Here is a 24,887-nt window from a genome sequence, read left to right as displayed (position 1 = left end):
ATTTTGAATTGTTTTAGACTATGAATAAATTATAGTGTAAATTTGTCACCAACATTAGATGACAAAAGGAAGGTTTCTTCAAATTGAATTGTTGTGAATAAGAAAATATAATTAAGTCATAAAGTAAAAGTTTACATGAAGAAAAGACAGCAATTATAAATTAAATGGAGGGTGGAATTATGTCAAACACTAAATTAAAAACAAATGATACAATGCAAAGATTTGGTAAATTTTTAAGTGGTATGGTAATGCCTAATATCGGAGCTTTTATAGCTTGGGGACTAATAACTGCACTTTTTATACCAACAGGCTGGTTACCAAACGAATCACTAAGTTCACTAGTTGATCCTATGATTAAGTACTTATTACCACTATTAATTGGTTACACAGGTGGTAAGATGGTAGGAGGTTTAAGAGGAGGAGTAATAGGGGCAGTTGCTACTATGGGTGTAATAGTAGGAGCAGACATGCCAATGTTTATTGGAGCAATGATTATGGGACCATTAGCTGGTTTCGTAATTAAGAAGTTCGACAAAGCTATAGATGGAAAAGTTCCAGCAGGCTTTGAAATGTTAGTAAACAATTTCTCTATCGGTATTTTAGGAATGGTACTTGCTATACTTGCATTCCTTGCAATAGGTCCAGTAGTAGTTGCAATAACAGGAATATTAAAAGTAGGTGTAGAATTTATAGTTGGAAAAGGATTATTACCTTTAATTTCAATCTTTATAGAACCAGCAAAAATATTATTCTTAAATAATGCTGTTAACCATGGTATTTTAGGACCAATAGGAATAGAACAAGTTCAAGAAACTGGAAAATCAATAATGTTCTTATTAGAAGCAAACCCAGGTCCTGGATTTGGTATAATATTAGCTTATTGGATGTTTAGTAAAGGATCTGTTAAACAATCAGCTCCAGGAGCTGCAATAATACATTTCCTTGGAGGAATTCACGAAATTTACTTCCCATATGTATTAATGAATCCAGCTTTAATATTAGCAGTAATTGCAGGGGGAGCTTCAGGAGTATTTACATTCTCAATATTAGGAGCAGGACTTGTTGCAACACCATCACCAGGAAGTATATTTGCATTAATGACAATGGCACCTAAGGGAGGATTATTCCCAGTTTTAGCAGGGGTATTAGTAGCTACAGTAGTATCATTCTTAGTAGCATCACCATTTGTTAAAAAGGCTTCAAAAAATAGTAAAGATGAAGATTTAGAAGTTGCAAAAGCACAAATAAAAGATATGAAAGTTACAGTAAAAAGCAATGTAAGCAAAATTATATTTGCTTGTGATGCAGGAATGGGATCAAGTGCAATGGGAGCTTCAAAGTTTAAGAATAAAATAAAAGATTTAAACTTAGGAATAGAAGTAAAACATGCATCTGTTGACGATATAGATAAAGATACTGACATTGTAGTTACTCATGTAACTTTAATAGAAAGAGCAAGAAAATCTTGCCCAAGTGCAGAAATCATCGGTATTCAAAACTTCTTAACAGATAATAATATTCAAGAATTATATAACAGACTAGCAAGTAAATAAATTAATATAATTTACTAATAATTTAGACCTCAAACATTAGATAATTTTATTATACAGTTTCAAAGGATTGAGTATGGTATTAAACCAGTCTCAATCCTTTTCTTTTTTTATAGATAAACTTAAAGAGATAATTTATTATAAAGAAATTATTTTTAAATTATATTTGGGCAAATTAAAAATATATAAATTTTTAATTTAATATTTAATTTAAATAATATAATGGACATTTATATGTTACTTAAGCACTTATATAAATCAATGCTTGGTAAATATATACAATAGTAAAAGCTATTATTCTGATATAATTAATATGTAAATCTATGGAATAAGGAAAGGTTTATAATCCAGTAATAAATATTAAAAGATAGTGACATCTTTAAATATGTCACTAATGGTTTAAGACATTTGTAATGGATGATTGAATTGAGTAAATGGATTCATAGGATTAAAATAAAGATAGAAGGAGCTTAGCATATAAAAATGTCATTAATGGAGAGGTTTAATATGAAAAGTAAAAAGTTGAACTCTAGACAAAAAGAAATAATACAAATTCTAACTAAGTCTACAGTTACAAGCCCTATAACAATAGCTGCTATAGCGGAAAAACTTTCATTAAGTTCTAGAACAGTATTAAGAGAAATGCCAAAAATTGAAGCTTGGTTAGAAGAAAATGAGTTTAAGTTTATAAAAAAGCCAGGCGTTGGATTGGTTATTGATGAAGATTTGGAAAATCAAAAGTTAATATTAGAATTACTAGAAATAGAAAAAATTCATAAGGAATACTCTAGGGAAGAAAGAAAGAAAATAATAGCAAATGAATTGCTTATAGCTAAAGAACCTATTAAGTTATTCTATTTCACATCTCATCTGAAGGTTTCGGAAGGAACTTTAAGTAATGATTTAGATAGTATAGAAAAATGGCTTCAAGACTTTAATATAAAATTAATTAGAAAGCCTGGTTTAGGAATTTATATTGAAGGAAGAGAAAATGACTATAGAAAAGCTCTTATAAATATTTTATATGACACATTAGAAGAAAAAGAATTAATCAATCTTTTAAAGGGCTCCTTGAAAACTAACAGAAATGAAAACGTTATAGAGTTTTCTATAGAAAATAGACTTTTAAGCTTTATTGATAAGTCAATAATAAAGTCAATTGAAGAAATTGTTCAAGGATTAGAGAAGGATATAGATATACATCTTGTAGATAGCGCTTATATAGGACTTGTAGTTCATTTATCATTAGCTATTCAAAGAATAAAAAACAATGAAAATATAAAAATGGATAAGGCTGTTTTAGATGAATTATCAAAATCGCCAGAATTTAGAATTGGAGAAAAAATAGTTAGAGATATAGAAAAAAGATTTGAAGTCAGCATTCCAAAAGATGAGATAGGTTATATAACAATGCACCTTAAAGGAGCGAAACTTAGATTAAACTCTGTATCAGATTTAGAAAAAGATTTAAACAATCTAGATGTTAAACAAATAGCAAACCACATAATAACAGTAGTAGAAAATGAACTAAATGTTTATCTTAAAAATGATGAAAAGCTTATAAAGGATCTTACGAATCATTTAGTACCTGCTATAAGTAGATTAAAGATGAAACTAAATATAAGAAATCCACTATTAAATAATATTAAAGATAAATATTCTGTAGAATATGAAATTACTAAGAAAGCATGTGAAATATTAAAAATTCAAACTAAAGTAGATGAAATCCCAGAATCAGAAATTGCATATATAACAATGCATATAGCAGCAGCTTTATATAAAAAAGGTTTTGAGGATAAGGTTAAAGTTGTTATATCTTGTCCAACGGGGATTGGAACATCAAGTCTACTAGAAGCTATCTTAGAAAAAGAATTTAATAATATAGAGCTTATGGGAACTATTTCAGCATTAAATATAAATGAAGAAAAGCTAAAGGAAGATGGAATAGACATCATAGTTTCTACGATACCTCTAAATATAGATTTTAAAAATGTTTGTGTTAATCCAATTTTATCATTACAAGATAAAGCTATACTACAAGATAACTTTAGAAGGATATCTAAGCAAAAAAAGTATAAAAGTATAATAAAAAAAGCAAAAGTAAATAAAAGTAAAATTGGAATTAGAGAAATTACAGACTTAGGAAGTGAGATTATATCTATCATAGATAATGTGAAGATAAAGGTAATAGATAATGTCAAATCTTTAGAAGATATTATTGATGTAGGAAGTAAACTATTTACAGATAATGAAGATGATATAAAGGAAGTTAAGAATAAACTTTTACAAAGGGAAGATATCAGCAGTACTTATTTACATGAATTAGAAATAATTCTTTTACACTGCAAATGTAATTGTTTTAGTAATAGCAGATTTGGATATATAAGAATTAAAGATGAATTTATAGATAAAGAAAAGATTATAAGGGGAGCAGTAGTCTCTATAATACCTGAAGAAAGTAAAGAAATTACGCCAGAGTTAATGAGTAAGTTAAATAGTGCATTAATAGAAGAAGATAAATTTATAGAGATATTAAGACAAGAAAAAGAAGAAAAGGTAGTAGAAGAAGTAGAAAGAATATTGAAAGATTTCTATTTAAAAAAGGTACAAAAAAGCTTGGAGGCAATTAAAAATGATTAAAGACAATATACAAAAGTTTGGTAAGTTTTTAAGTGCCATGGTGATGCCAAATATAGGAGCATTCATTTCTTGGGGACTAGTAACTGCATTTTTTATACCAACAGGGTGGATGCCAAATGAATCTTTAGGTGAATTAGTAGATCCGATTTTAAAATATTTATTACCACTTATGGTTGGTATGACTGGTGGGTATGTAGTCGCAGGTAAACGAGGAGGAGTTATGGCAGCTATAGCTACAATGGGAGTTATAGTTGGTGTAGAAATTCCAATGTTTATTGGAGCTATGGTAATTGGGCCTATAGCAGGATTTACAATAAAAAAATTTGATGAACTTATTAAAGATAAAGTCCCAGCAGGTTTTGAAATGCTAGTAAATAACTTTTCAATTGGAATTCTAGGAGTATTTTTTGTAATAATAGGATTCAAAACAATTGGTCCAATAATATTAGTTATAACTACCTTCTTAAAAAATGGAGCAGAAGTAATAATACAAAATGGTTTAATATCGCTTGTTTCAATATTTATAGAGCCAGCAAAAGTACTATTTTTAAATAACGCTATAAATCATGGAGTTTTAGGACCAATAGGAATAGAGCAAGTTCAGGAAACTGGAAAATCTATAATGTTCTTACTAGAATCTAATCCAGGCCCAGGACTAGGAGTAATTTTAGCATATTTACTATATGGTAAAGGCGTAGCAAAGCAGTCAGCATCAGGAGCAGCCATAATACATTTTCTTGGAGGAATCCATGAAATATATTTTCCATATATACTAATGAACCCAGCATTAATTATATCAGTAATTGCAGGTGGAGCAGCAGGAGCATTTACATTCTCTGTTTTAGGGGCAGGGCTTGTTGCAACACCATCGCCAGGAAGTATATTTGCATTGGTTGCAATGTCACCAAAAGGAGGAATCATTCAAGTGTTATTAGGAGTAATAGTAGCAATAATTGTTTCATTTATAATAGCAGTTCCATTAGTAAAGAGAGCAGCTAAAAATGAAGAGAAAAATGATAAACAAATGGAAGAAAAAGAAGGAATACTAACTATGGAAACAACTAAAGAAAAAGAAGTGAAAAAAGAGACAATAAAGAAAATAGTATTTGCTTGCGATGCCGGAATGGGGTCAAGTGCAATGGGTGCAACTAAATTAAGAAATAGGATCAAGTCTTTAGATTTAGATATAGAGGTAGCTAATTCATCAGTAGATACAATACCAAAAGATGCAGATATAGTAGTAAGTCATGTAAATTTAGTAGAAAGAGCAAAAAGAAATTCTCCAAATGCGGAGCATATTTTTATAGAAAGTTTCTTAAAAGATGACAAAATAGAGGAGTTATTTAAAAGATTAGAAGAAAAGTCAAAAAATAATTTAGCATGTGAAGTGAAATCGGAGGATATTATGATTGAAGAAAAATTATCAGTATTATCAGAGAAAAATATACTTTTAGGTTTAAAAAGTGAAACTAAAGAAGAAGCTATTGAAAGAGCTGGAAAACTTCTAGTTAGCAGAGGATATGTAAAAGAAGAATATATTGATGCTATGCAAGAAAGAGAGAGAGTTGTTTCAACGTATATAGGAATGGGAGTAGCAATACCTCATGGAATAGGAGAAGCAAAAAGACAAATAGAGGCATCAGGAATAGTAGTTCTTCAATATCCAGAAGGAGTTAATTTTGGTGAGGAATTAGCATACTTAGTTATTGGAATAGCAGGGGTTGGAGATGAGCACTTAGAGATATTATCAAATATAGCAATATCATTAGAAGACCTAGAACTTGTTGATAGATTAAGCAAAACTGAGAATAAAAAGGATATACTAGACGTATTTCAAAAATAAGGGGGAAAAACAATGAAGGAAGCAATACAATTCGGAGCAGGTAATATAGGGAGAGGTTTCATAGGGGGATTACTATCTAAATCTGGATATCATGTTATTTTTGCAGATGTAAATAAAGACATAATTAATAAAATTAATGAAGATAAAGAATATGTTATTAATGTTATGGATGTTGAATGTACTAAAGAAAAAGTAACAAATATAAGTGGAGTTTTCTCTACAGATGATTTAATTCTAGATAAGATAAATAATGCTGAAATAATTACAACAGCTGTAGGACCATTAGTATTACCTAAGATAGCAGGAACAATAGCAAATGGTATAAAGAGAAGAAAAGAATTAGGAGTGGAAAAAAACTTAAATATAATAGCGTGTGAAAATGCAGTTAATGCCAGCACACAACTTAAAAATGAAGTTGTTAAGTATTTAAATGAAGAAGAAGTAGAATATTTAGAAAAATATATAGGTTTCCCAAATTGTTCTGTAGATAGAATAGTTCCACCAGTAAAAAGTGAAAATATCCTAGATGTAGTGGTTGAAAGCTTCCATGAATGGAATGTAGAAGAAGATGCATTTAAAGGTGAAATTCCTAAAATAGAAGGAATGAATTTAGTAGGTAATTTAACAGCATATATAGAGAGAAAATTATTTACACTAAATACTGGACATGCTATAACTGCATATTTTGGATATCTTAAAGGGTATAGAACTATAGATGAAAGTATAAATGATGAAAAGATATATAACTTTGTAAGAAATGCAATGATAGAAAGTGGAAAAGCTTTAATTGCTAAATATAATTTTGATGAAGAAAAGCATATGAAATATATAGATAAGATAATTACAAGATTTAGAAATCCTTATTTGAAGGATGATGTTGCTAGGGTTGGAAGAGAACCATTAAGAAAACTTAATGAAAATGATAGACTTATAAAGCCTTTAATTACAGCAAGATCATATAATATAAATACTGAAAATTTGCTTCTAGGTGTAGGCGCGGCAATGAATTACAAAAATGATGAGGATGAGCAGAGTGTTAAATTACAAAGTTTAATAAAGAGCAAAGGTGTAAAGGGATCTTTATCAGAAGTTGCAAAACTACCGGAAGATAGTGAAATACTAAGCAAAATTGAATATTACTACAACGAGGTAAGATCATTAATTGGAAATTGAAAAGCAAAGAAAAAATAAGCCATTTAGTAATACCCTATAAATAATAAATAAAAGAACTATTGCATAGAGTCTTGCTCTTTGTAATAGTTTTTTATAACTTAGAAACTATTAAACTCTTTTGACAATGTAATGATTTATTAGACAAAATGTTGAATAAAAAAATATAATATAAAATATAATTAAAATTAAAAACAAATTTAAAAAGTTGAAATTTTACACATTATGTTATAATATTTATTTATATGGAATTTAAAGTAATACATGAAAAATATAGAAAATTACTTGAAAGTAATTTAAAGAAACATAGGGAGAGGTATTTATGAGAGAAAAAAATATTAATATTATCAGCACAGGAATATATCATCCTTCAAATAGGGTTCACAACGATTACTTTATTAACCATTTTAATAAGATGGGAATTGAAGTAGAAGGGTTATTAAATCATTTAGAGAGAGAGTATAGATATATTTCTGATGATCCTAATGAAACTGTAATAACTATGGGTTACAAGGCAAGTATAAGTGCATTGAAAGAAGCAAACTTAAGTATTAAAGATATAGATTTACTTATTTTTGCAACAGATACTCCAGAGTACACATCACCTTCCAACGCAATTAAGGTATTAGAGATGCTTGGTGGATCAGATATAAGAATAAAAATGGCATATGATACAAATTCTAATTGCTTAGGTATGATAACTGCATTAGATCAGGCAAGCAGAATATTAATGACTAATAAGAGATTTAAACGAGCATTAGTTGTTGGAGGAATTTTATTTAGTTCAGTAGGAAGTCCAAATGACTCAGTTTCATATGCTAATTTTGGAGATGCAGCAGCGGCTGTAGTTTTAGAGAAGATAGAAGAGGATGAAAAGAGAGGATTTATTGATTCTATACATTTAGCACAAACGGCAGAATGTAATAATATACTTATGCCTAGGGCAGGATATTCCAAGGTTATAAAAGGGCAAATAAAAAATGAAGATGATAAAAAATGGTCTTGGGAACCTTTTGATGGGAATTTCATTTCGGATGTATGGGTAGATTTAATTAAACAAATAGCTGAAGACAACGAAATAAAAGCAAAAGATATAAATCATCTAATTTTTTCACAATTCACTATTCCAGATGCTAGACTTACTTTAGAAAAGTTAAATATAGATAAAAATAGGACAACTTATATTGGAAATGAATTTGGATATACAGGAACAACAAGTCCAATAATAGCACTTGATAGAGCATTAAGGTCAGGTAAAATTAAGAAAAACGATTATGTTACTTTAGCATCCATGGGTTCTGGATCTGTAGTCACCGTTTTGTTATTTAGGTTTTAATATAGTATTAACAAACATAGATAGTTAATATTATTTGAAATATATAATAAAATATTAGGAGGAGTTATTATGGTAAAATACCAAGGAAAAAATTCAAATTATCAATTAAATGCAGACAAGCTAAAAAAGATTTTTCATGCGCAAGCATCTGGATTCTTTAGTGCAGAGGACGGAGCAGCTTTTTTAAAGGATTATGATGAGTTAACTAAAACATTTCCTGCAAAAGAATATGCATTAATTATTGATGCAGCAGAATTAAAGCCATCAAGTCCAGAAGTAGCACAAGCATTAGGTGTATTACTAAAAAGATATATGGATGTACCTTTTAAAAAGAGACTTTTTATTACAAAAGGAAATGTTGTTACTATATCTCAATTTAAGAGATTAGGCAAAGAAATACCTGGCTGGACTGAATCGGTTCAATATGTAGATAATATTAATGAAGCATTAAAAAATGTATAATATTAGAAAATAATAAGACTAAAAGAAAAATATCATAATGATTACATAAATTAATATATAAAAGTACATAAATCTCTAATATATAATTTAGAGATTTATGTACTTTTATTTTATATAGTTTTAAAAATATAATTATTGAGGATTATATAGTCCCTTACTTTCCATATACTGAAATATGGTTTCCCCATGTTTTTGTTCTTCTTTTTGTATATGGTTTAACACATCACGAACCCTAGTATCTCTAAATTCAAAAATTGTAGTATCATAAGTTCCTGATACATATTTTTCTGTCATTAGTAGGTCTTTACACATATCAGCATCAGATACATTTGCTGTATTTACCTGTGTAGTATTCATAGTAGGAGCCGAATTTTGATTAGCCATATTTTGACTTGAATTTTGATTTTGCTGCTGACCCATTTGAGGGATTGTGCCGCTTAATAACTGATTAATGCTATCAAGATGGGTTCTTTCATCTTGAGCTTGTAAATTAAATATTTGTTTTAATTGAGGATCTTGAGCTTGATTAGCATAGTTTGTATATTTTTCTATGCAAATTTGCTCATGACTTTTTTGATCTTCAAGTAATAATCTTTCCTTTTGTGTTAATGTTATATCCATATTATCACACCTCCGAGTCTATTTTGTGTAAAATACTTTATTTTATACTATTAAAATATTTCAAATAATAATTAAGAATAATTTTATAAATATAAATAGATAATAAAGAATTATATTGAAAAGCTATAGAAATGCACAGGGGGAAGAGGGAAGATAATTAATTTTTTAAAATATCTTGACTTCAAGATATTTTAAAGATATAATTATCTTGAAATCAAGATAATGTAGGTGAATATATGAGTGATATAAATTTAAAACTAGTTATTGCTATGGCTAGAACTTATAATGACATGTTTTCTGAAATAGAAAAAAATGTAGAGGGATTTGGATTAAATATTAGTGAGTTTGGTGTCCTAGAGATGTTATATCATAAAGGTGACCAATCTGTTCAAAAGGTAGCTGAGAAAATTCTAGTTACTAGTGGGACAATAACATATGTAATAAATAAATTAGAAAAGAAGGAATTAGTTATTAGAAGAAAATGCGAAAAGGACAAAAGAGTATTTTACGTTTCATTAACAGAGAAAGGTAGGATATTTATTTCAGATATATTTCCAAAACACAAAGATTTCTTAGATAATTTATTTATTCAGTTAGATGAAGATACAAAAAGAGAATTAGTAGATAACTTAATACATTTAAGAAAGGCATTAAAGTAATAGAATTTATTTTGCTTGATAAATTTCATCAAATTAATACTTATATAATTAATACTAAATGAATATTAATTAAAAAATGAAAATAAGATAGGAGAATGATATAAATGAATAAAAATTTTTATGATGCAATAAAGGAAAGAAGAAGTATATATTCAATAAGTAAGGAGTCACCAATATCAGATGAAAAGATTAAGGAAATAGTGGAGTATTCAGTAAAACATGTACCATCATCCTTTAATTCACAAAGCTCAAGAGCAGTTGTATTATTAGGAGAAAGTCATGATAAGCTATGGGATATCACAATGGAAGCATTAAGAAAAATAGTTCCAGAGGAAAATTTTGCTTCAACAGAACAAAAAGTAAACTCATTTAAAGCTGGATATGGAACAGTATTGTACTTTGAAGATTTTAATGTTATAGAAGCATTACAAAATCAATTTGCACTTTATAAAGATAACTTCCCAGTTTGGGCAGAGCAAACTTCAGGTATGTTACAATTTGCAATTTGGACTGCCTTATCAATGGAAGGACTTGGAGCAACCCTGCAACATTATACCGAATTAATAGAAGTAGAAGTAAAGAGAGAATTTAACCTTCCAAGTAGCTGGAAAATGGTTGCTCAAATGCCATTTGGTAAAGGAACTGCTCCAGCAGGGGAAAAGGAATTTACATCAATAGAAGAAAGAGTGAAAGTTATAAAATAATTTATAAAAGTGCAAAGCACTTTTATAGTTCATAGTTCACAATTCACAGTTTCTTGGAGAAAGTAACAGGTGTCAGGGAACAGGGAACAAGTTATTATATAAATTGCTCCGCAAAACCTAAACCATATAATGTACGCGGCATTGAATACTTAGTGAAGTTGAGTGTAGCGATAACTGAACTTAGTATGAAAGCCCATCTACTGAAGCTTGTCTGAAGTAGACGTTCATTTGACGAATACTTAGTGAAGTTGAGTGTAACGATAACTGAACTTAGTATGAAAGCCCATCTACTGAAGCTTGTCTGAAGTAGATGTTCATTTGACGAATACTTAGTGAAGTTGAGTGTAGCGATAACTGAACTTAGTATGAAAGCCCATCTACTGAAGCTTGTCTGAAGTAGATGTTTCTTAATTTTAATTATAGTTTACACTTAGTACTTGTTCCCTGATACCTGTTCCCTGTTACCTATAAAATCAAAACAACTGTGAACTGTGTTATGTGAACTCTAAACTGATATAAGGGAGGTTTTAATTATGTTAAGAAAATTGGACCATAGAAATATGGGAAAAAGTAATTTAGGCTGGCTTAATAGTATATTCCATTTTTCATTTGCAGAATATTTTAATATAGATAATATGAATTTCGGGGTATTAAGAGTTATAAATGATGATTTAATATCAGCAGGAACAGGCTTTGATTTTCATCCCCATAAGGATATGGAAATTGTATCTTATGTTATTAATGGTGCATTAACTCATGCAGATACAATGGGGCATAAAAACACTATATATAGAGGTGAAGTTCAATATATGAGTGCTGGAACAGGAGTATATCATAGTGAACATAACCTTGGTGATGAAACTGCAAGATTACTTCAGATATGGGTAGTTCCAGATAGAAAGGATTATAAACCAGCATATGGTGATTATAGATTTCAGTGGGAAGATAGAAAAAATAAGTGGCTTAATATAGTTTCAAGTAAAGAAGGCTATGCTCCTATTAAAATTAATCAAGATGCTAACTTCTATGTAGTTGAGTTAGATGAAGGAAAAGAGATAGATTTTCAAGTTGCTTCTAATAGACAGGCTTATCTAGTTCAAATAGAAGGAAATTCAATTATTAATGATGTAGAATTAGATGAAAGAGATGCACTAGAAATAATAGAAGAAAATATAAAGATTAAATCAAATAAAAAATCACATATACTTGTAATTGAAATGAAAAAGCAATTAAAGTGGTAAATTTTAAAGTAGGAGAACTTCTCCTACTTTTTGTTTTTACAATCACAATAAAAAGGATTTTTAAAATTATAATATATTTTTAGTAAGCTAATAATACTAATCAATGATTATAAAAAAATAACTATAATTTTGTATTTGCAAGAAAATTTTAGCGTATAAAATTTAAGATATATTACATACGTAATAAAAATAATAACGCATAATAGAACATGGCGATGCAAATACTTAAGTTATTATAAAGATTAAAAAATTTTTATATAAAATAGTTAATATAATAATTATAAGGAGGATTAGTAAATATATGAGAAAAACAAAGACAATGGATGGAAATACTGCTGCAGCACATATTTCGTATGCTTTTACAGAAGTAAGTGCAATCTTTCCAATTACTCCATCTTCACCTATGGCTGAGCATATGGATGAATGGGTAGCACAAGGAAGAAAAAATATTTTTGGGAAACCAGTTAACATCGTAGAAATGCAATCAGAGGCTGGAGCAGCTGGAGCAGTTCATGGGTCACTTCAAGCTGGAGCATTAACTACTACCTTCACTGCATCTCAAGGTTTACTATTAATGATTCCAAATATGTATAAGATGGTTGGTGAAAGACTTCCGGCAGTTATACATGTTGCAGCTAGAGCAATAGCAACATCTTCATTAAGTATATTTGGAGATCACCAAGATGTTATGGCGGCAAGACAAACAGGTTTTGCGATATTGTCAGAGGGATCAGTACAAGAAGTTATGGATTTAGCACCAGTTGCACACTTAACTGCAATTAAGGCTAGAATGCCATTTCTTAATTTTTTTGATGGCTTTAGAATATCTCATGAAATTCAAAAAATAGAAGTTTTAGAATATGATGAATTGGCTAAATTAATTGACTATGAAGCAATTAATGATTTTAGAAAAAATTCATTAAATCCTGATCATCCAGTTGTAAGAGGAACATCACAAAATCCAGATACATATTTTCAATTAAGTGAATCTTTAAACAAATATTATGATGATATTCCAGAAATCGTTGAAGAGTATATGTCAAAAATTACAGAACTTACAGGAAGAGAATACCACTGCTTTGATTATTATGGGGATCCAGAAGCAGATAGAATACTTATAGCTATGGGTTCTGTGATGGAAGTTGCAGAAGAAACTATAGATTATTTAAGAAAAAAGGGAGAAAAGGTTGGACTTGTAAAAGTAAGACTTTACAGACCTTTTTCAATAGAAAAATTACTAAAGGTTATTCCTAGTACAGTTAAAAAAATTGCTGTATTAGATAGAACTAAAGAACCTGGTTCTATTGGAGAGCCTTTATATTTAGATATTGTTAGAGCAGTTAATGAAATGGAGAACCCACCTAAAGTATATGGAGGAAGATTTGGACTTGGTTCAAAGGACCCATATCCATCACATATATTAGCAATTTTCGAAAACTTGAGTCAAGATAAGCCGAAAAATAGATTTACTATTGGCATAGAAGATGATGTTACTAATTTATCAATTTCACCAAAAGAAGAAATTGATGTTGCAGAGGAAGGAACGACTGCATGTAAATTCTGGGGATTAGGTTCGGATGGAACAGTAAGTGCAAATAAGAGTGCAATTAAGATAATTGGTGATCATACAAATATGTATGCACAAGGATACTTTGCTTATGATTCTAAAAAATCAGGAGGAATAACTGTATCTCATTTAAGGTTTGGTAAAACTCCAATAAAATCACATTATGAGATAGATCAAGCAGATTTTGTGGCATGTCATAATCAATCTTATGTATATAATTATAATTTATTAAAAGGACTTAGAAAAAATGGTACTTTTGTTTTAAACACTATTTGGACTGAGGAAGAACTAAATGATAGGCTTCCTGCAAGTATTAAGAGATCTATAGTAGAAAATAATATAGAATTTTATATTATTAATGCAATAAAAATAGCACAACAAATAGGACTTGGTGGAAGAATAAATATGATAATGCAATCAGCTTTCTTTAAGTTAGCAAATATAATTCCGCTTGAAGATGCTGTTAAATATTTAAAGGAAGCAGTTGTTACATCTTATGGTAAAAAGGGAGAAAAAGTAGTAAACATGAACTACGAAGCCATAGATAAGGGAATTGAATCTTTAGTTAAGATAAATCCACCAGAAGAATGGAAAAATGCTGAAGATGATAAGTTAGAAGAAAAAATGAATGTTCCTAAGTTTGTTGAAGAAATATGCATTCCAATAAATAAATTAGAAGGAAATCATTTACCTGTATCTAAATTTATAGAGTATGGAGCAGCAGATGGTACATTTATGGCTGGTACTACTGCTTTTGAGAAGAGAGGAATTGCAGTTAATGTTCCAGAATGGATTCCAGAAAATTGTATTCAATGTAACCAATGTTCATTTGTATGTCCACATGCCGTAATAAGACCATTTTTAGCAACATCTCAAGAAATAAAAAATGCACCAAGTAGCTATAAGAGCTTAAAAGCTAATGGAATAAAAGGAGATAAGGAATACTTCTATACAATAGGAATTACTCCTTTAGATTGTACTGGATGTGGAAATTGTGCACAAATTTGTCCTGCACCAGGAAAAGCATTAGTTATGAAACCTATGGATACGCAAAGTGAGCAAATAGAAGCTTGGAATTATGCTGTAGAAAAAGTTACCCATAAGAAAAACCCAATGAATAAAACTACCGTTAAGGGAAGTCAGTTTGAGCAACCATTACTTGAATTCTCAGGAGCATGTGCTGGTTGTGGAGAAACAGCTTATGCTAAACTTGTTACTCAATTGTTTGGAGATAGAATGATGATTGCAAATGCTACAGGTTGTTCATCAATCTGGGCAGCATCAGGAGCAGCAACAGCTTATAGACCAAACTATGATGGTCATGGTCCAGCCTGGGCGAACTCATTATTTGAGGATAATGCGGAATATGGTTTAGGTATGTACTTGGGTGTTAAGACAATTAGAGAAAGAGTTGCAGATAATATTAAGATAGCTTTAGAAGGCAATATGTCTGAAGATTCAAAGGCTGTATTGAAAGATTGGTTAGATCATAAAGATAGTGGAGAAGGAACAAGACAAAGAGCAGAAAACCTAACAAGAGTTTTAGAAGAAGAGAATTCTGAAATTGCAAAAGAGATTTTAAAGGATAAAGAATTCTTTGTACATAGATCTCAATGGATATTTGGAGGAGATGGTTGGGCTTACGATATTGGATATGGTGGATTAGATCATATTTTAGCATCAGGTGAAAATGTTAATGTTTTAGTATTTGATACAGAAATATATTCTAACACAGGTGGTCAATCATCCAAAGCAACTCCAGAAGCAGCAGTAGCAAAATTTGCTGCAACAGGAAAGAGAACAAAGAAAAAAGACTTAGGATTAATGGCAATGACTTATGGTTATGTATATGTAGCTCAAGTTTGTATGGGTGCTAACTTAAATCAAACTCTTAAGGCAATATCAGAAGCAGAAGCTTATAATGGACCTTCGTTAATAATAGCTTATTCAACTTGTATAAGCCATGGAATAAAGATGGGTATGTCTAATACACCATATGAAGAAAAGAGAGCAGTAGAATCTGGATATTGGCATTTATATAGATATAATCCAGACTTAAAAATTACAGAAAAGAATAAATTCACATTAGATTCAAAAGAGCCAAATAGTAATCTTAAAGAGTTTTTAATGGGAGAGGTAAGATATTCTTCATTAGCAAAAGCTTTCCCTGAAATAGCAGAAGAGTTATTTGCTAAAACAGAGGAGGATGCTAAAGAAAGATATCAAAGATATAAGAGTTTATCTGAAAATTCAGTATTGTAAAATCAAAATATAAATAAATTATAAGAAAACTATAAAATCTAGAATAAATTAAATAAGGTATTTAAAGAGCTATTTGTTTAAAGATAACTTAAACAAATAGCTCTTTTTAGTTATATAAGGATTATTATGAATACATATTTTATGGAAGATAACCAATCATTGTAATAAATGTTAATGAACTATTAATTATATATTCTATATTTCTTAATAAATCCTTAATAAATATGAACTAACATAAAATTAAAGGGTTATTAATTGGGGGAGATAATAACTCTTGTAAGTAAAATTATAATTTGTACTTATGCTATTAGAAAAGTAAAATGTTTATCAGTATCTTATAGACTAGAAAGGGGTAAGATTTGGAGAAATTCAAGGAAAAATTCACGACATTTTTCTTAACAACATTGAAAGTACTAATGATAGTAGTTATGGTCGCCAGTAGTGGATATATTAAAAATTTTAATAAAAACTCCATAATAGTAGGAGCTATTTTATTAAGTATTATAGTAATAGAGGTTTATATTATAAAAAGAAATATATGTTATAAAAAACAAATAGCATTAATATTGATTTGTGGATTTATATTAAGAGGTTTATGGTTATTAAATGTAAAGAGCATTCCAATATCTGATTTTAGCGTTATTTACGAATGTGGACAAGAATTCTTAAATGGTAATACAGGTATGTTTTGGGGACATTCATATATAGCAAGGTTTCCTCATTTAACAATTATGGTACTTTATATGGCTCTTATGATAAAGATATTTCCAACAAATAATATAGTAATGATGAAATTAGTTAATTTAGCTTTAGGTGTTTTAACAATTTACATTATATATCTTTTAGTCAAAGAATTATTTGATTCAAAGAAAAGGGGGATTTATGCAGCAAGTTTAGCATCAATATTCCCACCGTTTATAACATATACAGGAGTATTTTGCACAGAAAATGTAGCAATACCATTATATTTACTTAGTATATATTTTTTTATACTTGTAATTAAAAATAAAAAGAGCAAATATTATCTTATTTCATCTGGAATTTTATTATCTATTGGTAACTTATTTAGAATGGTAGCTGCAATAGTTGTAATAGCTTATGCAATATATATATTAATTTATTTAAAAGATAAAATAATTAATAAATTAAGAAATATAGCACTTTATATAGTTCCATATGTTGTATTTTTAGTTGTAGTTAGCTACACATTACAAAGCTTAAAAATAACAGAGTTTCCATTATGGAAAGGTAGCGAACCTAAGATAACAAGTATATTAAAAGGAAGTAACTTAGAAAGTAATGGTAGATGGAATGAAAAAGATGCAGCTATTGTTGAAAAATATAATTATGATTATCAAAAAATTCAAGATGCTAGTTTAGAAATTATAAAGGAGAGATTAACTAAAACTCCACCATTAGAATTAGTGAAGTTTTATATTAGAAAGATTGCCCTGCAATGGAATGAAGGAGACTTTGGAGGCGTTTATTGGACAAAACTAGGGGTTCCAGAGGAGGATATAAAGGTAGATATCTCATTAGAAGTTTTACAAATTGTTTATTTAAGTGTTATGATACTTATATTTATAGGGCTTTTTAATAGAAAGAATAATAAAGATAGCCAAGAAATAAATTTACTTTACATAATATTGTGTGGATATGGTGTGATGTATTTAGTAACTGAGTCACAAGGAAGATATGCTTATATTATTTCATGGATATTTATAATCTTGGCGATAGAAGGAATAAACTTTATTTTAAATAAATTTAATACATCTAATATAGAGTATCATAATAAATATAAAAAGAATTTTGATTTATATAAGATATAGTTAAGAATTATATAAGATATGCTTAAGAAATATATATTAAGATAATATTAACATATTATTAAGAATTTTATTAAGTTTATTAAGTAATATTTAAAAGGAAGTATAGGTATAAAATTAGAATATTTACATTTAAATACATATTTATAATCCTTATGTAAAATATGTATGATATAATTTGTTTGGTGCTATTTAGCAAATAAAATGTTTATAAATATATAATAGAATATTAAAATAACTTCTTGGAGGTGCATGATTTGGAAAACTTTAAAGAAAGGTTTACTACAACTTTTTTAGCAGTATTAAAAGTATTAGTTATAATAATTATAGCTTGTAGTATAGGAGCTACTTTTCTTTCTCATATTTTTGTTGATAATGAAAACTTTATTAAAAACTTCATAATAGTATTTTTAATTGTAGCATGTGTAATGGCAGTAGAATTTTATATTTTAAAGAAGGACTTACAATATAAAAAGAAATTATTTTTAATATTATGTTGTGGACTTGCTTTTAGGGTTTTATGGTTGCTGAACGTAGATAGTGTTCCAACATCAGATTTTAGTGTTATTTACGAGAGTGCACAAGAAGTTTCAAATGGTAGTACAAGTATGTTTTGGGGAACTTCGTATATAGCTAGGTTTCCACACTTAACAATAATGGTATTTTATATGGCTTTAATGATTAAAGTATTTCCAGCTAATAATCTTTTAATGATGAAATTTGTTAATTTAGGTTTAAGCATTTTAACAATTTATATTATATATTTAATAGTAAAAGAAATATTCAGTTCAAATAAAAAAGGAATTTATGCAGCTGCATTAGCTACAGTATTTCCACCTCTTGTAACATATACAGGAGTTTTTTGCACGGAAAATATAGCAATACCATTATATTTATTTAGTGTATATATGTTTATACTTGTTCTTAGAGGGAAAAAAATAAATATTATCTTATTTTATCAGGATTAAGCTTATCATTAGGAAATTTATTTAGGATGGTAGCTGTAATAATGGTAATTGCATATGCAATGTATATACTAATTTATTCTAAAGATAAAATAGCTACTAAAATAAGAAATATAGCGTTATATACTATTCCATATTTTATACTGTTATTTTTAGTAAGTTTTACACTTCAAAATTTAAAAATAACAGAATTTCCATTATGGAAGGGTAGTGAGCCTAAAATAACTAATATATTAAAGGGGACCAATATAGAAAATCATGGAAGATGGAATAAAGAAGATGCATCTATTGTAGAAAAGTATAATTATGATTATGAAGAAATAACAGAAGCAAGTGAAGAAATTATAAAAGAAAGATTAACTACAACGCCACCTCTAAAGCTTATAGGATTTTATATTAAAAAGTTTGCATTACAGTGGAGTGTAGGAGATTTTGAAGGGACTCTTTGGACAAAGTCAGATGTTCCAGATGAGGATATAATAGTAGACGTTTCACAAGAAATTCCGCAAATTATTTATACATTTATGATGATACTTATATTTTTGGGAATCTTAAATAGAAAAAATAATAAAGAAACCCAAGAGATGAATTTATTTTATATAATATTATATGGATATGGTTTTATGTATTTAATAACTGAAGAGCAAGGAAGATATTCTTATATTGTTTCATGGGTATTTGTAATTTTGGCAATAGAAGGAATAAACTTTTTATTAAATAAAAAAAATACAAAAAAGTTTAATGAAAATGATAAATTGGAGAATGTGGTTTAAATGAAGAAAATAGACAAAAGAATATTTTGGGCAATTATAATGGTTATTATCTTATATATAAAAAGCTTGATTTTAACTTTTATGAGTTCTTCAAATAGTGGATTTGGTTTATATGGAGTATCTGTGGATATAAGATTAATGTTACCACACTTAGCTATATTAGGAATAATTATATTTCCAAGTTTAATGCTTAAAGGTAAATCACAAGTAAGATATTTAATTATTATAGATATAATATATTCAATTTTAATTATTTGTGATATATGGGCATATAGAGGGACAGGCTATGTATTAGAACTTAAGTATTTATTTTTCAAGGATAATTTCAATCCTCTAAATGGAAATCTAATAAATCCATCATTAATAGATATATTTTATATAATAGATATTCCATTATTAATATATAAATATAAAAATATCAATATATATCAAAGTTTAAAAGAAATATTAAAGTTGCTTTAATAGGAATTATATCCTCAATAACAATAGTGGCTTCATATCATTATTTATTCGATATAAAGGGAGTCTTAGATGGACGAGTAAAGTTTATTCAGAATGATTGGCAGGCTTCATGGAGTCCAGCTCAAAGATTTTCTAATAGATCACCTATAGGAGATCATTTATACGAAGCTTATAAGACTTTAAGGAAAGTAAATAGTACTGCCAATGAAAATGAAATAAAAGAAATTAACAAATGGTTATTATGGAATAAGGAAGTAACTGAAGATAATGAATATAAATCAATAGTAAGAGGGAAAAATGTTGTATTTCTTCAAATTGAATCATTAGAAAATTTTGTTATAAATAATAAAATTTATGATCAAGAGATAACACCAAATTTGAATAATTTGATAAAGGAAAGTTTATATTTTAGTAATATCCACGAGCAAAATAATGCAGGAAATAGTATTGATATGGATATGATGGCAGCTTCAGGAGTATTACCATTAGGAGATGTTATAACATATTTAGAATATCCAGAAGTGAAGTATAAATCATTACCAAGGCTTTTAGAAGAGCAAGGGTATAATACAATTTTAAGTCATGCAGAAAGAGCTGGAGATTGGAATTGGGCAGAAGCTGGTAAGTCGGCGGCAGGGTATAATGAAATTTGGGACATAAGACAATATACAATAGATGAATATGCTGGATTTGGTCTATCAGATAGAAGTTTATATACTCAATTTAGTGAAAAACTTTCAAAATTAGAATCACCATTTTTTGCGGTTATTCCTACTTTAACAAGTCATGGACCCTTTGACATAGCTAAAAAGTATAGGGAATTAGATTTACCTAAAGAGTTAGATGAAAATAAATTAGGTGGCTATTTTCAAAGTGTCAACTATGCAGATAAACAAATTGGATTATTTTTTAGTTTATTGGAAAAATATAATTTATTAGATAATACAATAGTTGTAATATACGGGGATCATGGAGGAGTGCATAAATATTATATGGAAGATGTAGAAGCTTCAAATATTCCAGGAGAATGGTGGAAAGAAAAAGACAGTAAAGTTCCTCTTATAGTATATGGCAAGGATATAAAAGAAAAGACTATAGATGTTAATGGGGGGCAAATAGATATAGTTCCAACAGTATCTTATTTATTAGGCATAGATACAAAAGATTATTGTATGGGAAGAAATTTACTTACAACCAAAAGAGATGCTACGGTCATAAAAGATGAAATAATAATAGGAAATCCATCTAAAGAAGAAGAAATAATGCTGAAGGAAGCTTATGACATTGCAGATAAGATAATAAAAAACAACTATTATGTGAATACAAATAAGGTAGATTAATGTTAGGATAATTAGGAGGGGTATTATGAATGAGACATTATACTTGGTTATTCCTTGTTATAATGAAGAAGAAGTTTTAACAGAAACAAGTAGCAGGCTTCTAGAAAAAATGAATTCAATGATAGAAAATAAATATATATCAGAAAAGAGCAAGATATTATTTGTGAATGATGGCTCAAAAGATAAGACATGGGACATAATTGAGAATTTATATGAAGAAAATAAAATATTTAGTGGCGTTAATCTTTCCAGGAACAAGGGACATCAAAATGCATTATTGGCAGGACTTATGACAGCAAAAGAACATGCAGATATGGTTATATCTTTAGATGCAGATTTGCAAGATGATATTGATGTAATAGATGAATTTGTTAAGGAATATTATACTGGAAGTGATGTGGTTTATGGAGTTAGAAGTTCAAGAAAAACAGATACCTTCTTTAAAAGAACAACAGCACTTGGTTACTATAAGGTTATGAATAAACTAGGTGTAGATGTTGTTTATAATCATGCAGATTATAGACTTATGAGCAAAAGAGCCTTAGAAGGTTTAAGTGAATTTAAAGAAGTTAACTTATTTTTAAGAGGAATAGTACCGCTAATTGGATATAAGTATTCCATTGTTGAATATGAAAGGCATGAAAGATTTGCAGGAGAATCTAAATATCCCTTAAAAAAAATGTTAGCCTTTGCTTGGGATGGAATAACATCCTTTAGCATAAAGCCTATAAGAATAATTTCAACTTTAGGATTTTCTATATTTATACTTAGCTTAGTAGCATTAGTATATTCCTTATCAGTAAAATTTTTTGGTAGAACTACAACAGGATGGACATCTTTAACAATATCCATTTGGATGATAGGAGGAATACAACTTCTTTCATTAGGAGTTATAGGAGAGTATATAGGAAAAATATATAATGAAACTAAGGCTAGACCAAGATATATTATTAAAGATAAATTAATAAAGAATAAGGAATAAAAGATAAATGAATATAATAAATAAAATAAAAAATATATTTATAAATAAGGAATTTATATTATTTATAATTATAGGTGTTATAAATACCTTTAATGGAATTATGTTTTCCTTTATATATTCAAGTTTACTTAATGAAAACTTAGCATTTGTTTTAGGATATATTTCTGGTTTAATAGTTTCATACATTCTAAATAGTTATATAACCTTTAAAGAAAAACTATCCATTACTAAGTTTTTAAAATTTGGAATTTCATATATACCAAATTTTATAATTCAAAATATTGTTGTAATAATAACCTTTAATATTTTAGAATTACATAAATTAGTTGCCTATTGTTTAGCTGCAGTAATAGGAATTCCAGTAACCTTTGTATTATTAAAATTTTTTGCTTTTAAATAAAAAATATACTATTGCTTACTTGATTTTAAATTCCAAGTCAATGCAATAGTATATTTATTTAGTTTTCCATCTTTTATTTGGCATCCCCCCATATCAAAATATATACTGTAAAATAAATACTTTATAACTAATTTCTATACAAATATAATACATCTAATTATTAAAATATAGTTAAGAAAGATACGTTTATTCTTATATAATGTTAATATAAGAATATATTATATTACAATGTGAGGGATGATTATATGCTTAGGGAGTTTGGAGAAAAGTTAATTATGGAAAAAATAATTACTGATGATTTTTTATCAGCAATGCATGAAAATATAAGACCAGTAAACGAATTAATGACTTACTATCGTTGTGCAATAATGGAAGTTGAAACAAAGTTCAATGTATTATAGGATAGAAAAAAAGCTATAATATAAATTTTAATAATGATGAAAAATGCACCTGAAAGAATTATATAATATTTTCAGGTGTATTTTAGAATATAAACATTGTAAAAGAGAAAGAATTAATTAGATACTTTAAGGAGTAAATTAATAATGCAAAAAAAGAAGTTGGTGAAAATAGCATTGAGAACATTAGAAATTATAATAGCAATAGTTATACTAGGTACATTATTTGTAAATATTAACCCTATATTTGGGGGTAGAATATCAAAAGAAGACAAAAGTGATTATGAAAAACGTGCAGAAAACTATGTAAATGGAAGGTTTATATATCCATCAGAATATGAAATAAAAAATCAGTTTACTGATAATCCTGTATCAAAGAAAGAAAAAGTTCCAAAAGGAATAGTACCATCAGCAAATCCGTCAATTAGCAAGACTTCAAAAGAGGAATTTGCAGTAACATGGTTTGGACATTCAAGTTTATTAATTCAAATGAATGGAATGAATATTCTTATTGATCCTATGTTTTCTGAACGTTCATCACCTATTTCTTTTATGGGGCCAAAGCGATTTAGCAAATCACCAATAAAAATAGAAGAATTACCTGAAATTGATATAGTAATTATTTCTCATGACCACTATGACCATTTAGATATGAAATCAATTAAAGAACTTGATAGTAAAGTAAGTAAATATATAGTACCCCTAGGAGTAAATAAACATTTGGAACGTTGGAATATTGATAAAAGTAAGATTCAAGATATGGCATGGTGGGAAGAATTTGAAGTAGATGGATTAACAATAGCCTGTACTCCGGCTAGACATTTTTCTAATAGAAAGGGTTTCAATATTAATAGGACACTTTATGCTTCTTGGGTATTAAAGAATGAAAACTACCAAGTATATGAAAGTGGTGATGGTGGTTTTGGGGGACATTTTAAGGAAATACGTGAAAGGTATGGTTACTTTGATTTCGCTATTATGGAAAATGGACAGTATAATATGAAGTGGCATAGCAGTCACATGTTTCCAGAAGAAGCAGCTGAAACTGCAAAAATATTAGGAGCAAAAAAGGCTATGCCTATCCATTGGGGAGCCTTTGTATTATCAGATCATGGTTGGGATGACTCAGTAGAAAGATTTGTAAAAGCTTCTGAAAAGCTTGATACTGAGGTAATTACCCCTAAAATTGGAGAAACTGTATATTTAGATAAATATTTAAATTACCAAGAAAAATGGTGGCAAGATATTGAATAAAAGTAATGGGAATGAAATTGTGTTTATGATAAATAGAGCGAATAAAATGGAAACAAGTAGATGTATAATACAACTTTTAAAACAAGATGATTACAATGATGTTAAGGAATTATATCTATAAATGAACATCATGATAGGATATATAAGGAACTTTCATATCAATTTATTCCGGAATATTGGGGGAATGGGTATGTTTTAGAAGTAACTAAGAAAATTATAAACTTTGTATCTAAAGAGTTAAATATTAAAAGGATTGTATCAGAAACACAAGTTGCTAACAAAGCATCATGTAGATTCTTAAGTAAATTAGGTATGAAAGTAATTGATAAGGTATATAGGTTTAATTCGGAACAATATATTTTTTATTAGAAATAGAATAATAATTAATAAAGTATGATATAAGAAAGGGACTGCCTTAGCAGCCTCAAATAA

Annotated in this window: 22 protein-coding genes; 21 read left to right on the top strand and 1 reads right to left on the bottom strand. The window is 28.3% G+C overall.

Annotation, left to right across the window (positions count from 1 at the left end; genetic code table 11):
- Nucleotides 1-179 precede the first annotated feature (179 nt).
- From A500_RS01425 to A500_RS01400, 6 genes are all read left to right on the top strand, one after another.
- Complete coding sequence (locus A500_RS01425; RefSeq protein ID WP_016205816.1) at nt 180-1,553, top strand: PTS mannitol transporter subunit IIBC; 1,374 nt, start codon at nt 180-182, stop codon at nt 1,551-1,553.
- A 504-nt stretch (nt 1,554-2,057) separates the two neighbouring features.
- A complete protein-coding gene (locus A500_RS01420; protein ID WP_016205815.1) occupies nt 2,058-4,190 on the top strand; it encodes a BglG family transcription antiterminator in 2,133 nt (710 codons plus the stop codon).
- The gene (locus tag A500_RS01415; RefSeq protein ID WP_016205814.1) at nt 4,183-6,033 is read left to right on the top strand and encodes a PTS mannitol transporter subunit IICBA; all 1,851 of its coding nucleotides are present in this window, start codon (nt 4,183-4,185) and stop codon (nt 6,031-6,033) included. The genes A500_RS01420 and A500_RS01415 overlap by 8 nt, the downstream gene beginning before the upstream one ends.
- Before the next feature lie 12 nt (nt 6,034-6,045).
- Entirely contained in the window at nt 6,046-7,206 is a 1,161-nt protein-coding gene (locus A500_RS01410; protein ID WP_016205813.1) for a mannitol-1-phosphate 5-dehydrogenase, read from the top strand.
- Nucleotides 7,207-7,525: 319 nt separating this feature from the next.
- Nucleotides 7,526-8,539, top strand: coding sequence for a ketoacyl-ACP synthase III (locus A500_RS01405; RefSeq protein WP_016205812.1), 1,014 nt, complete (start codon nt 7,526-7,528; stop codon nt 8,537-8,539).
- Nucleotides 8,540-8,608: 69 nt separating this feature from the next.
- Complete coding sequence (locus A500_RS01400; RefSeq protein WP_016205811.1) at nt 8,609-9,001, top strand: hypothetical protein; 393 nt, start codon at nt 8,609-8,611, stop codon at nt 8,999-9,001.
- A 132-nt stretch (nt 9,002-9,133) separates the two neighbouring features.
- Here A500_RS01400 and A500_RS01395 read toward each other — a convergent pair whose 3' ends face one another.
- Complete coding sequence (locus A500_RS01395; RefSeq protein WP_016205810.1) at nt 9,134-9,622, bottom strand: spore coat protein; 489 nt, start codon at nt 9,620-9,622, stop codon at nt 9,134-9,136.
- A gap of 236 nt (nt 9,623-9,858) precedes the next feature.
- Here A500_RS01395 and A500_RS01390 point away from each other — a divergent pair, with 236 nt between their 5' ends.
- The 15 genes from A500_RS01390 to A500_RS22015 all read left to right on the top strand — a co-directional run bounded on the left by A500_RS01390 (nt 9,859) and on the right by A500_RS22015 (nt 24,824).
- Complete coding sequence (locus A500_RS01390; RefSeq protein WP_016205809.1) at nt 9,859-10,281, top strand: MarR family winged helix-turn-helix transcriptional regulator; 423 nt, start codon at nt 9,859-9,861, stop codon at nt 10,279-10,281.
- 104 nt (nt 10,282-10,385) lie between these two features.
- On the top strand, nt 10,386-10,985 hold the full coding sequence (locus A500_RS01385; protein ID WP_016205808.1) for a nitroreductase family protein: 600 nt from the start codon (nt 10,386-10,388) through the stop codon (nt 10,983-10,985).
- A 533-nt stretch (nt 10,986-11,518) separates the two neighbouring features.
- Nucleotides 11,519-12,226 (top strand): pirin family protein, encoded by a 708-nt coding sequence (locus A500_RS01380; protein ID WP_016205807.1) that lies wholly within the window; start codon nt 11,519-11,521, stop codon nt 12,224-12,226.
- Nucleotides 12,227-12,527: 301 nt separating this feature from the next.
- A complete protein-coding gene (nifJ, locus tag A500_RS01375; RefSeq protein WP_016205806.1) occupies nt 12,528-16,055 on the top strand; it encodes a pyruvate:ferredoxin (flavodoxin) oxidoreductase in 3,528 nt (1,175 codons plus the stop codon).
- Between the two features lie 359 nt (nt 16,056-16,414).
- Nucleotides 16,415-17,884 (top strand): glycosyltransferase family 39 protein, encoded by a 1,470-nt coding sequence (locus A500_RS01370; RefSeq protein WP_016205805.1) that lies wholly within the window; start codon nt 16,415-16,417, stop codon nt 17,882-17,884.
- A gap of 254 nt (nt 17,885-18,138) precedes the next feature.
- Nucleotides 18,139-18,849, top strand: coding sequence for a glycosyltransferase family 39 protein (locus A500_RS19290; RefSeq protein ID WP_051993114.1), 711 nt, complete (start codon nt 18,139-18,141; stop codon nt 18,847-18,849).
- A gap of 26 nt (nt 18,850-18,875) precedes the next feature.
- Nucleotides 18,876-19,619 carry a hypothetical protein gene (locus A500_RS19285; protein ID WP_051993113.1) on the top strand — a complete coding sequence of 248 codons (744 nt, stop codon included), beginning with the start codon at nt 18,876-18,878 and terminating at the stop codon, nt 19,617-19,619.
- The gene (locus tag A500_RS01360; RefSeq protein WP_040436404.1) at nt 19,620-20,081 is read left to right on the top strand and encodes a hypothetical protein; all 462 of its coding nucleotides are present in this window, start codon (nt 19,620-19,622) and stop codon (nt 20,079-20,081) included.
- Nucleotides 20,082-20,107: 26 nt separating this feature from the next.
- A complete protein-coding gene (locus tag A500_RS01355) occupies nt 20,108-21,421 on the top strand; it encodes an LTA synthase family protein (protein ID WP_051993112.1) in 1,314 nt (437 codons plus the stop codon).
- A 25-nt stretch (nt 21,422-21,446) separates the two neighbouring features.
- The gene (locus A500_RS01350; protein WP_016205804.1) at nt 21,447-22,403 is read left to right on the top strand and encodes a glycosyltransferase family 2 protein; all 957 of its coding nucleotides are present in this window, start codon (nt 21,447-21,449) and stop codon (nt 22,401-22,403) included.
- Nucleotides 22,404-22,410: 7 nt separating this feature from the next.
- On the top strand, nt 22,411-22,803 hold the full coding sequence (locus A500_RS01345; protein WP_016205803.1) for a GtrA family protein: 393 nt from the start codon (nt 22,411-22,413) through the stop codon (nt 22,801-22,803).
- 245 nt (nt 22,804-23,048) lie between these two features.
- Nucleotides 23,049-23,204, top strand: a complete 156-nt coding sequence (locus tag A500_RS20250) for a hypothetical protein (protein ID WP_016205802.1) — start codon at nt 23,049-23,051, stop codon at nt 23,202-23,204.
- A gap of 144 nt (nt 23,205-23,348) precedes the next feature.
- Nucleotides 23,349-24,455 (top strand): MBL fold metallo-hydrolase, encoded by a 1,107-nt coding sequence (locus A500_RS01340; protein ID WP_016205801.1) that lies wholly within the window; start codon nt 23,349-23,351, stop codon nt 24,453-24,455.
- Nucleotides 24,448-24,576 (top strand): hypothetical protein, encoded by a 129-nt coding sequence (locus A500_RS21585; RefSeq protein WP_278245065.1) that lies wholly within the window; start codon nt 24,448-24,450, stop codon nt 24,574-24,576. Before A500_RS01340 ends, A500_RS21585 begins: the two co-directional genes overlap by 8 nt.
- Nucleotides 24,564-24,824, top strand: coding sequence for a GNAT family N-acetyltransferase (locus A500_RS22015; protein ID WP_083935656.1), 261 nt, complete (start codon nt 24,564-24,566; stop codon nt 24,822-24,824). The genes A500_RS21585 and A500_RS22015 overlap by 13 nt, the downstream gene beginning before the upstream one ends.
- Nucleotides 24,825-24,887 lie beyond the last annotated feature (63 nt).

This window comes from Clostridium sartagoforme AAU1, from assembly GCF_000401215.1.
Lineage (GTDB): Bacteria > Bacillota > Clostridia > Clostridiales > Clostridiaceae > Clostridium > Clostridium sartagoforme.
Note: the sequence above shows the minus strand (reverse complement) of the source record. Positions and strands in the feature narration are given on the sequence as shown.

What these genes read in the sequence shown, in the direction of transcription:
- A500_RS01390 (WP_016205809.1), top strand. Translation starts at nt 9,859, where the DNA reads ATGAGTGATATAAATTTAAAACTAGTTATTGCTATGGCTAGAACTTAT.
- A500_RS01385 (WP_016205808.1), top strand. Translation starts at nt 10,386, where the DNA reads ATGAATAAAAATTTTTATGATGCAATAAAGGAAAGAAGAAGTATATAT.
- A500_RS20250 (WP_016205802.1), top strand. Translation starts at nt 23,049, where the DNA reads ATGCTTAGGGAGTTTGGAGAAAAGTTAATTATGGAAAAAATAATTACT.
- A500_RS01380 (WP_016205807.1), top strand. Translation starts at nt 11,519, where the DNA reads ATGTTAAGAAAATTGGACCATAGAAATATGGGAAAAAGTAATTTAGGC.
- A500_RS01345 (WP_016205803.1), top strand. Translation starts at nt 22,411, where the DNA reads ATGAATATAATAAATAAAATAAAAAATATATTTATAAATAAGGAATTT.
- A500_RS01405 (WP_016205812.1), top strand. Translation starts at nt 7,526, where the DNA reads ATGAGAGAAAAAAATATTAATATTATCAGCACAGGAATATATCATCCT.
- A500_RS01415 (WP_016205814.1), top strand. Translation starts at nt 4,183, where the DNA reads ATGATTAAAGACAATATACAAAAGTTTGGTAAGTTTTTAAGTGCCATG.
- A500_RS01410 (WP_016205813.1), top strand. Translation starts at nt 6,046, where the DNA reads ATGAAGGAAGCAATACAATTCGGAGCAGGTAATATAGGGAGAGGTTTC.
- A500_RS01360 (WP_040436404.1), top strand. Translation starts at nt 19,620, where the DNA reads ATGAAGAAAATAGACAAAAGAATATTTTGGGCAATTATAATGGTTATT.
- A500_RS19285 (WP_051993113.1), top strand. Translation starts at nt 18,876, where the DNA reads ATGGTAGCTGTAATAATGGTAATTGCATATGCAATGTATATACTAATT.
- A500_RS01350 (WP_016205804.1), top strand. Translation starts at nt 21,447, where the DNA reads ATGAATGAGACATTATACTTGGTTATTCCTTGTTATAATGAAGAAGAA.
- A500_RS01425 (WP_016205816.1), top strand. Translation starts at nt 180, where the DNA reads ATGTCAAACACTAAATTAAAAACAAATGATACAATGCAAAGATTTGGT.
- A500_RS01420 (WP_016205815.1), top strand. Translation starts at nt 2,058, where the DNA reads ATGAAAAGTAAAAAGTTGAACTCTAGACAAAAAGAAATAATACAAATT.
- A500_RS01340 (WP_016205801.1), top strand. Translation starts at nt 23,349, where the DNA reads ATGCAAAAAAAGAAGTTGGTGAAAATAGCATTGAGAACATTAGAAATT.
- A500_RS01400 (WP_016205811.1), top strand. Translation starts at nt 8,609, where the DNA reads ATGGTAAAATACCAAGGAAAAAATTCAAATTATCAATTAAATGCAGAC.
- A500_RS01395 (WP_016205810.1), bottom strand. Translation starts at nt 9,622, where the DNA reads ATGGATATAACATTAACACAAAAGGAAAGATTATTACTTGAAGATCAA.
- nifJ (WP_016205806.1), top strand. Translation starts at nt 12,528, where the DNA reads ATGAGAAAAACAAAGACAATGGATGGAAATACTGCTGCAGCACATATT.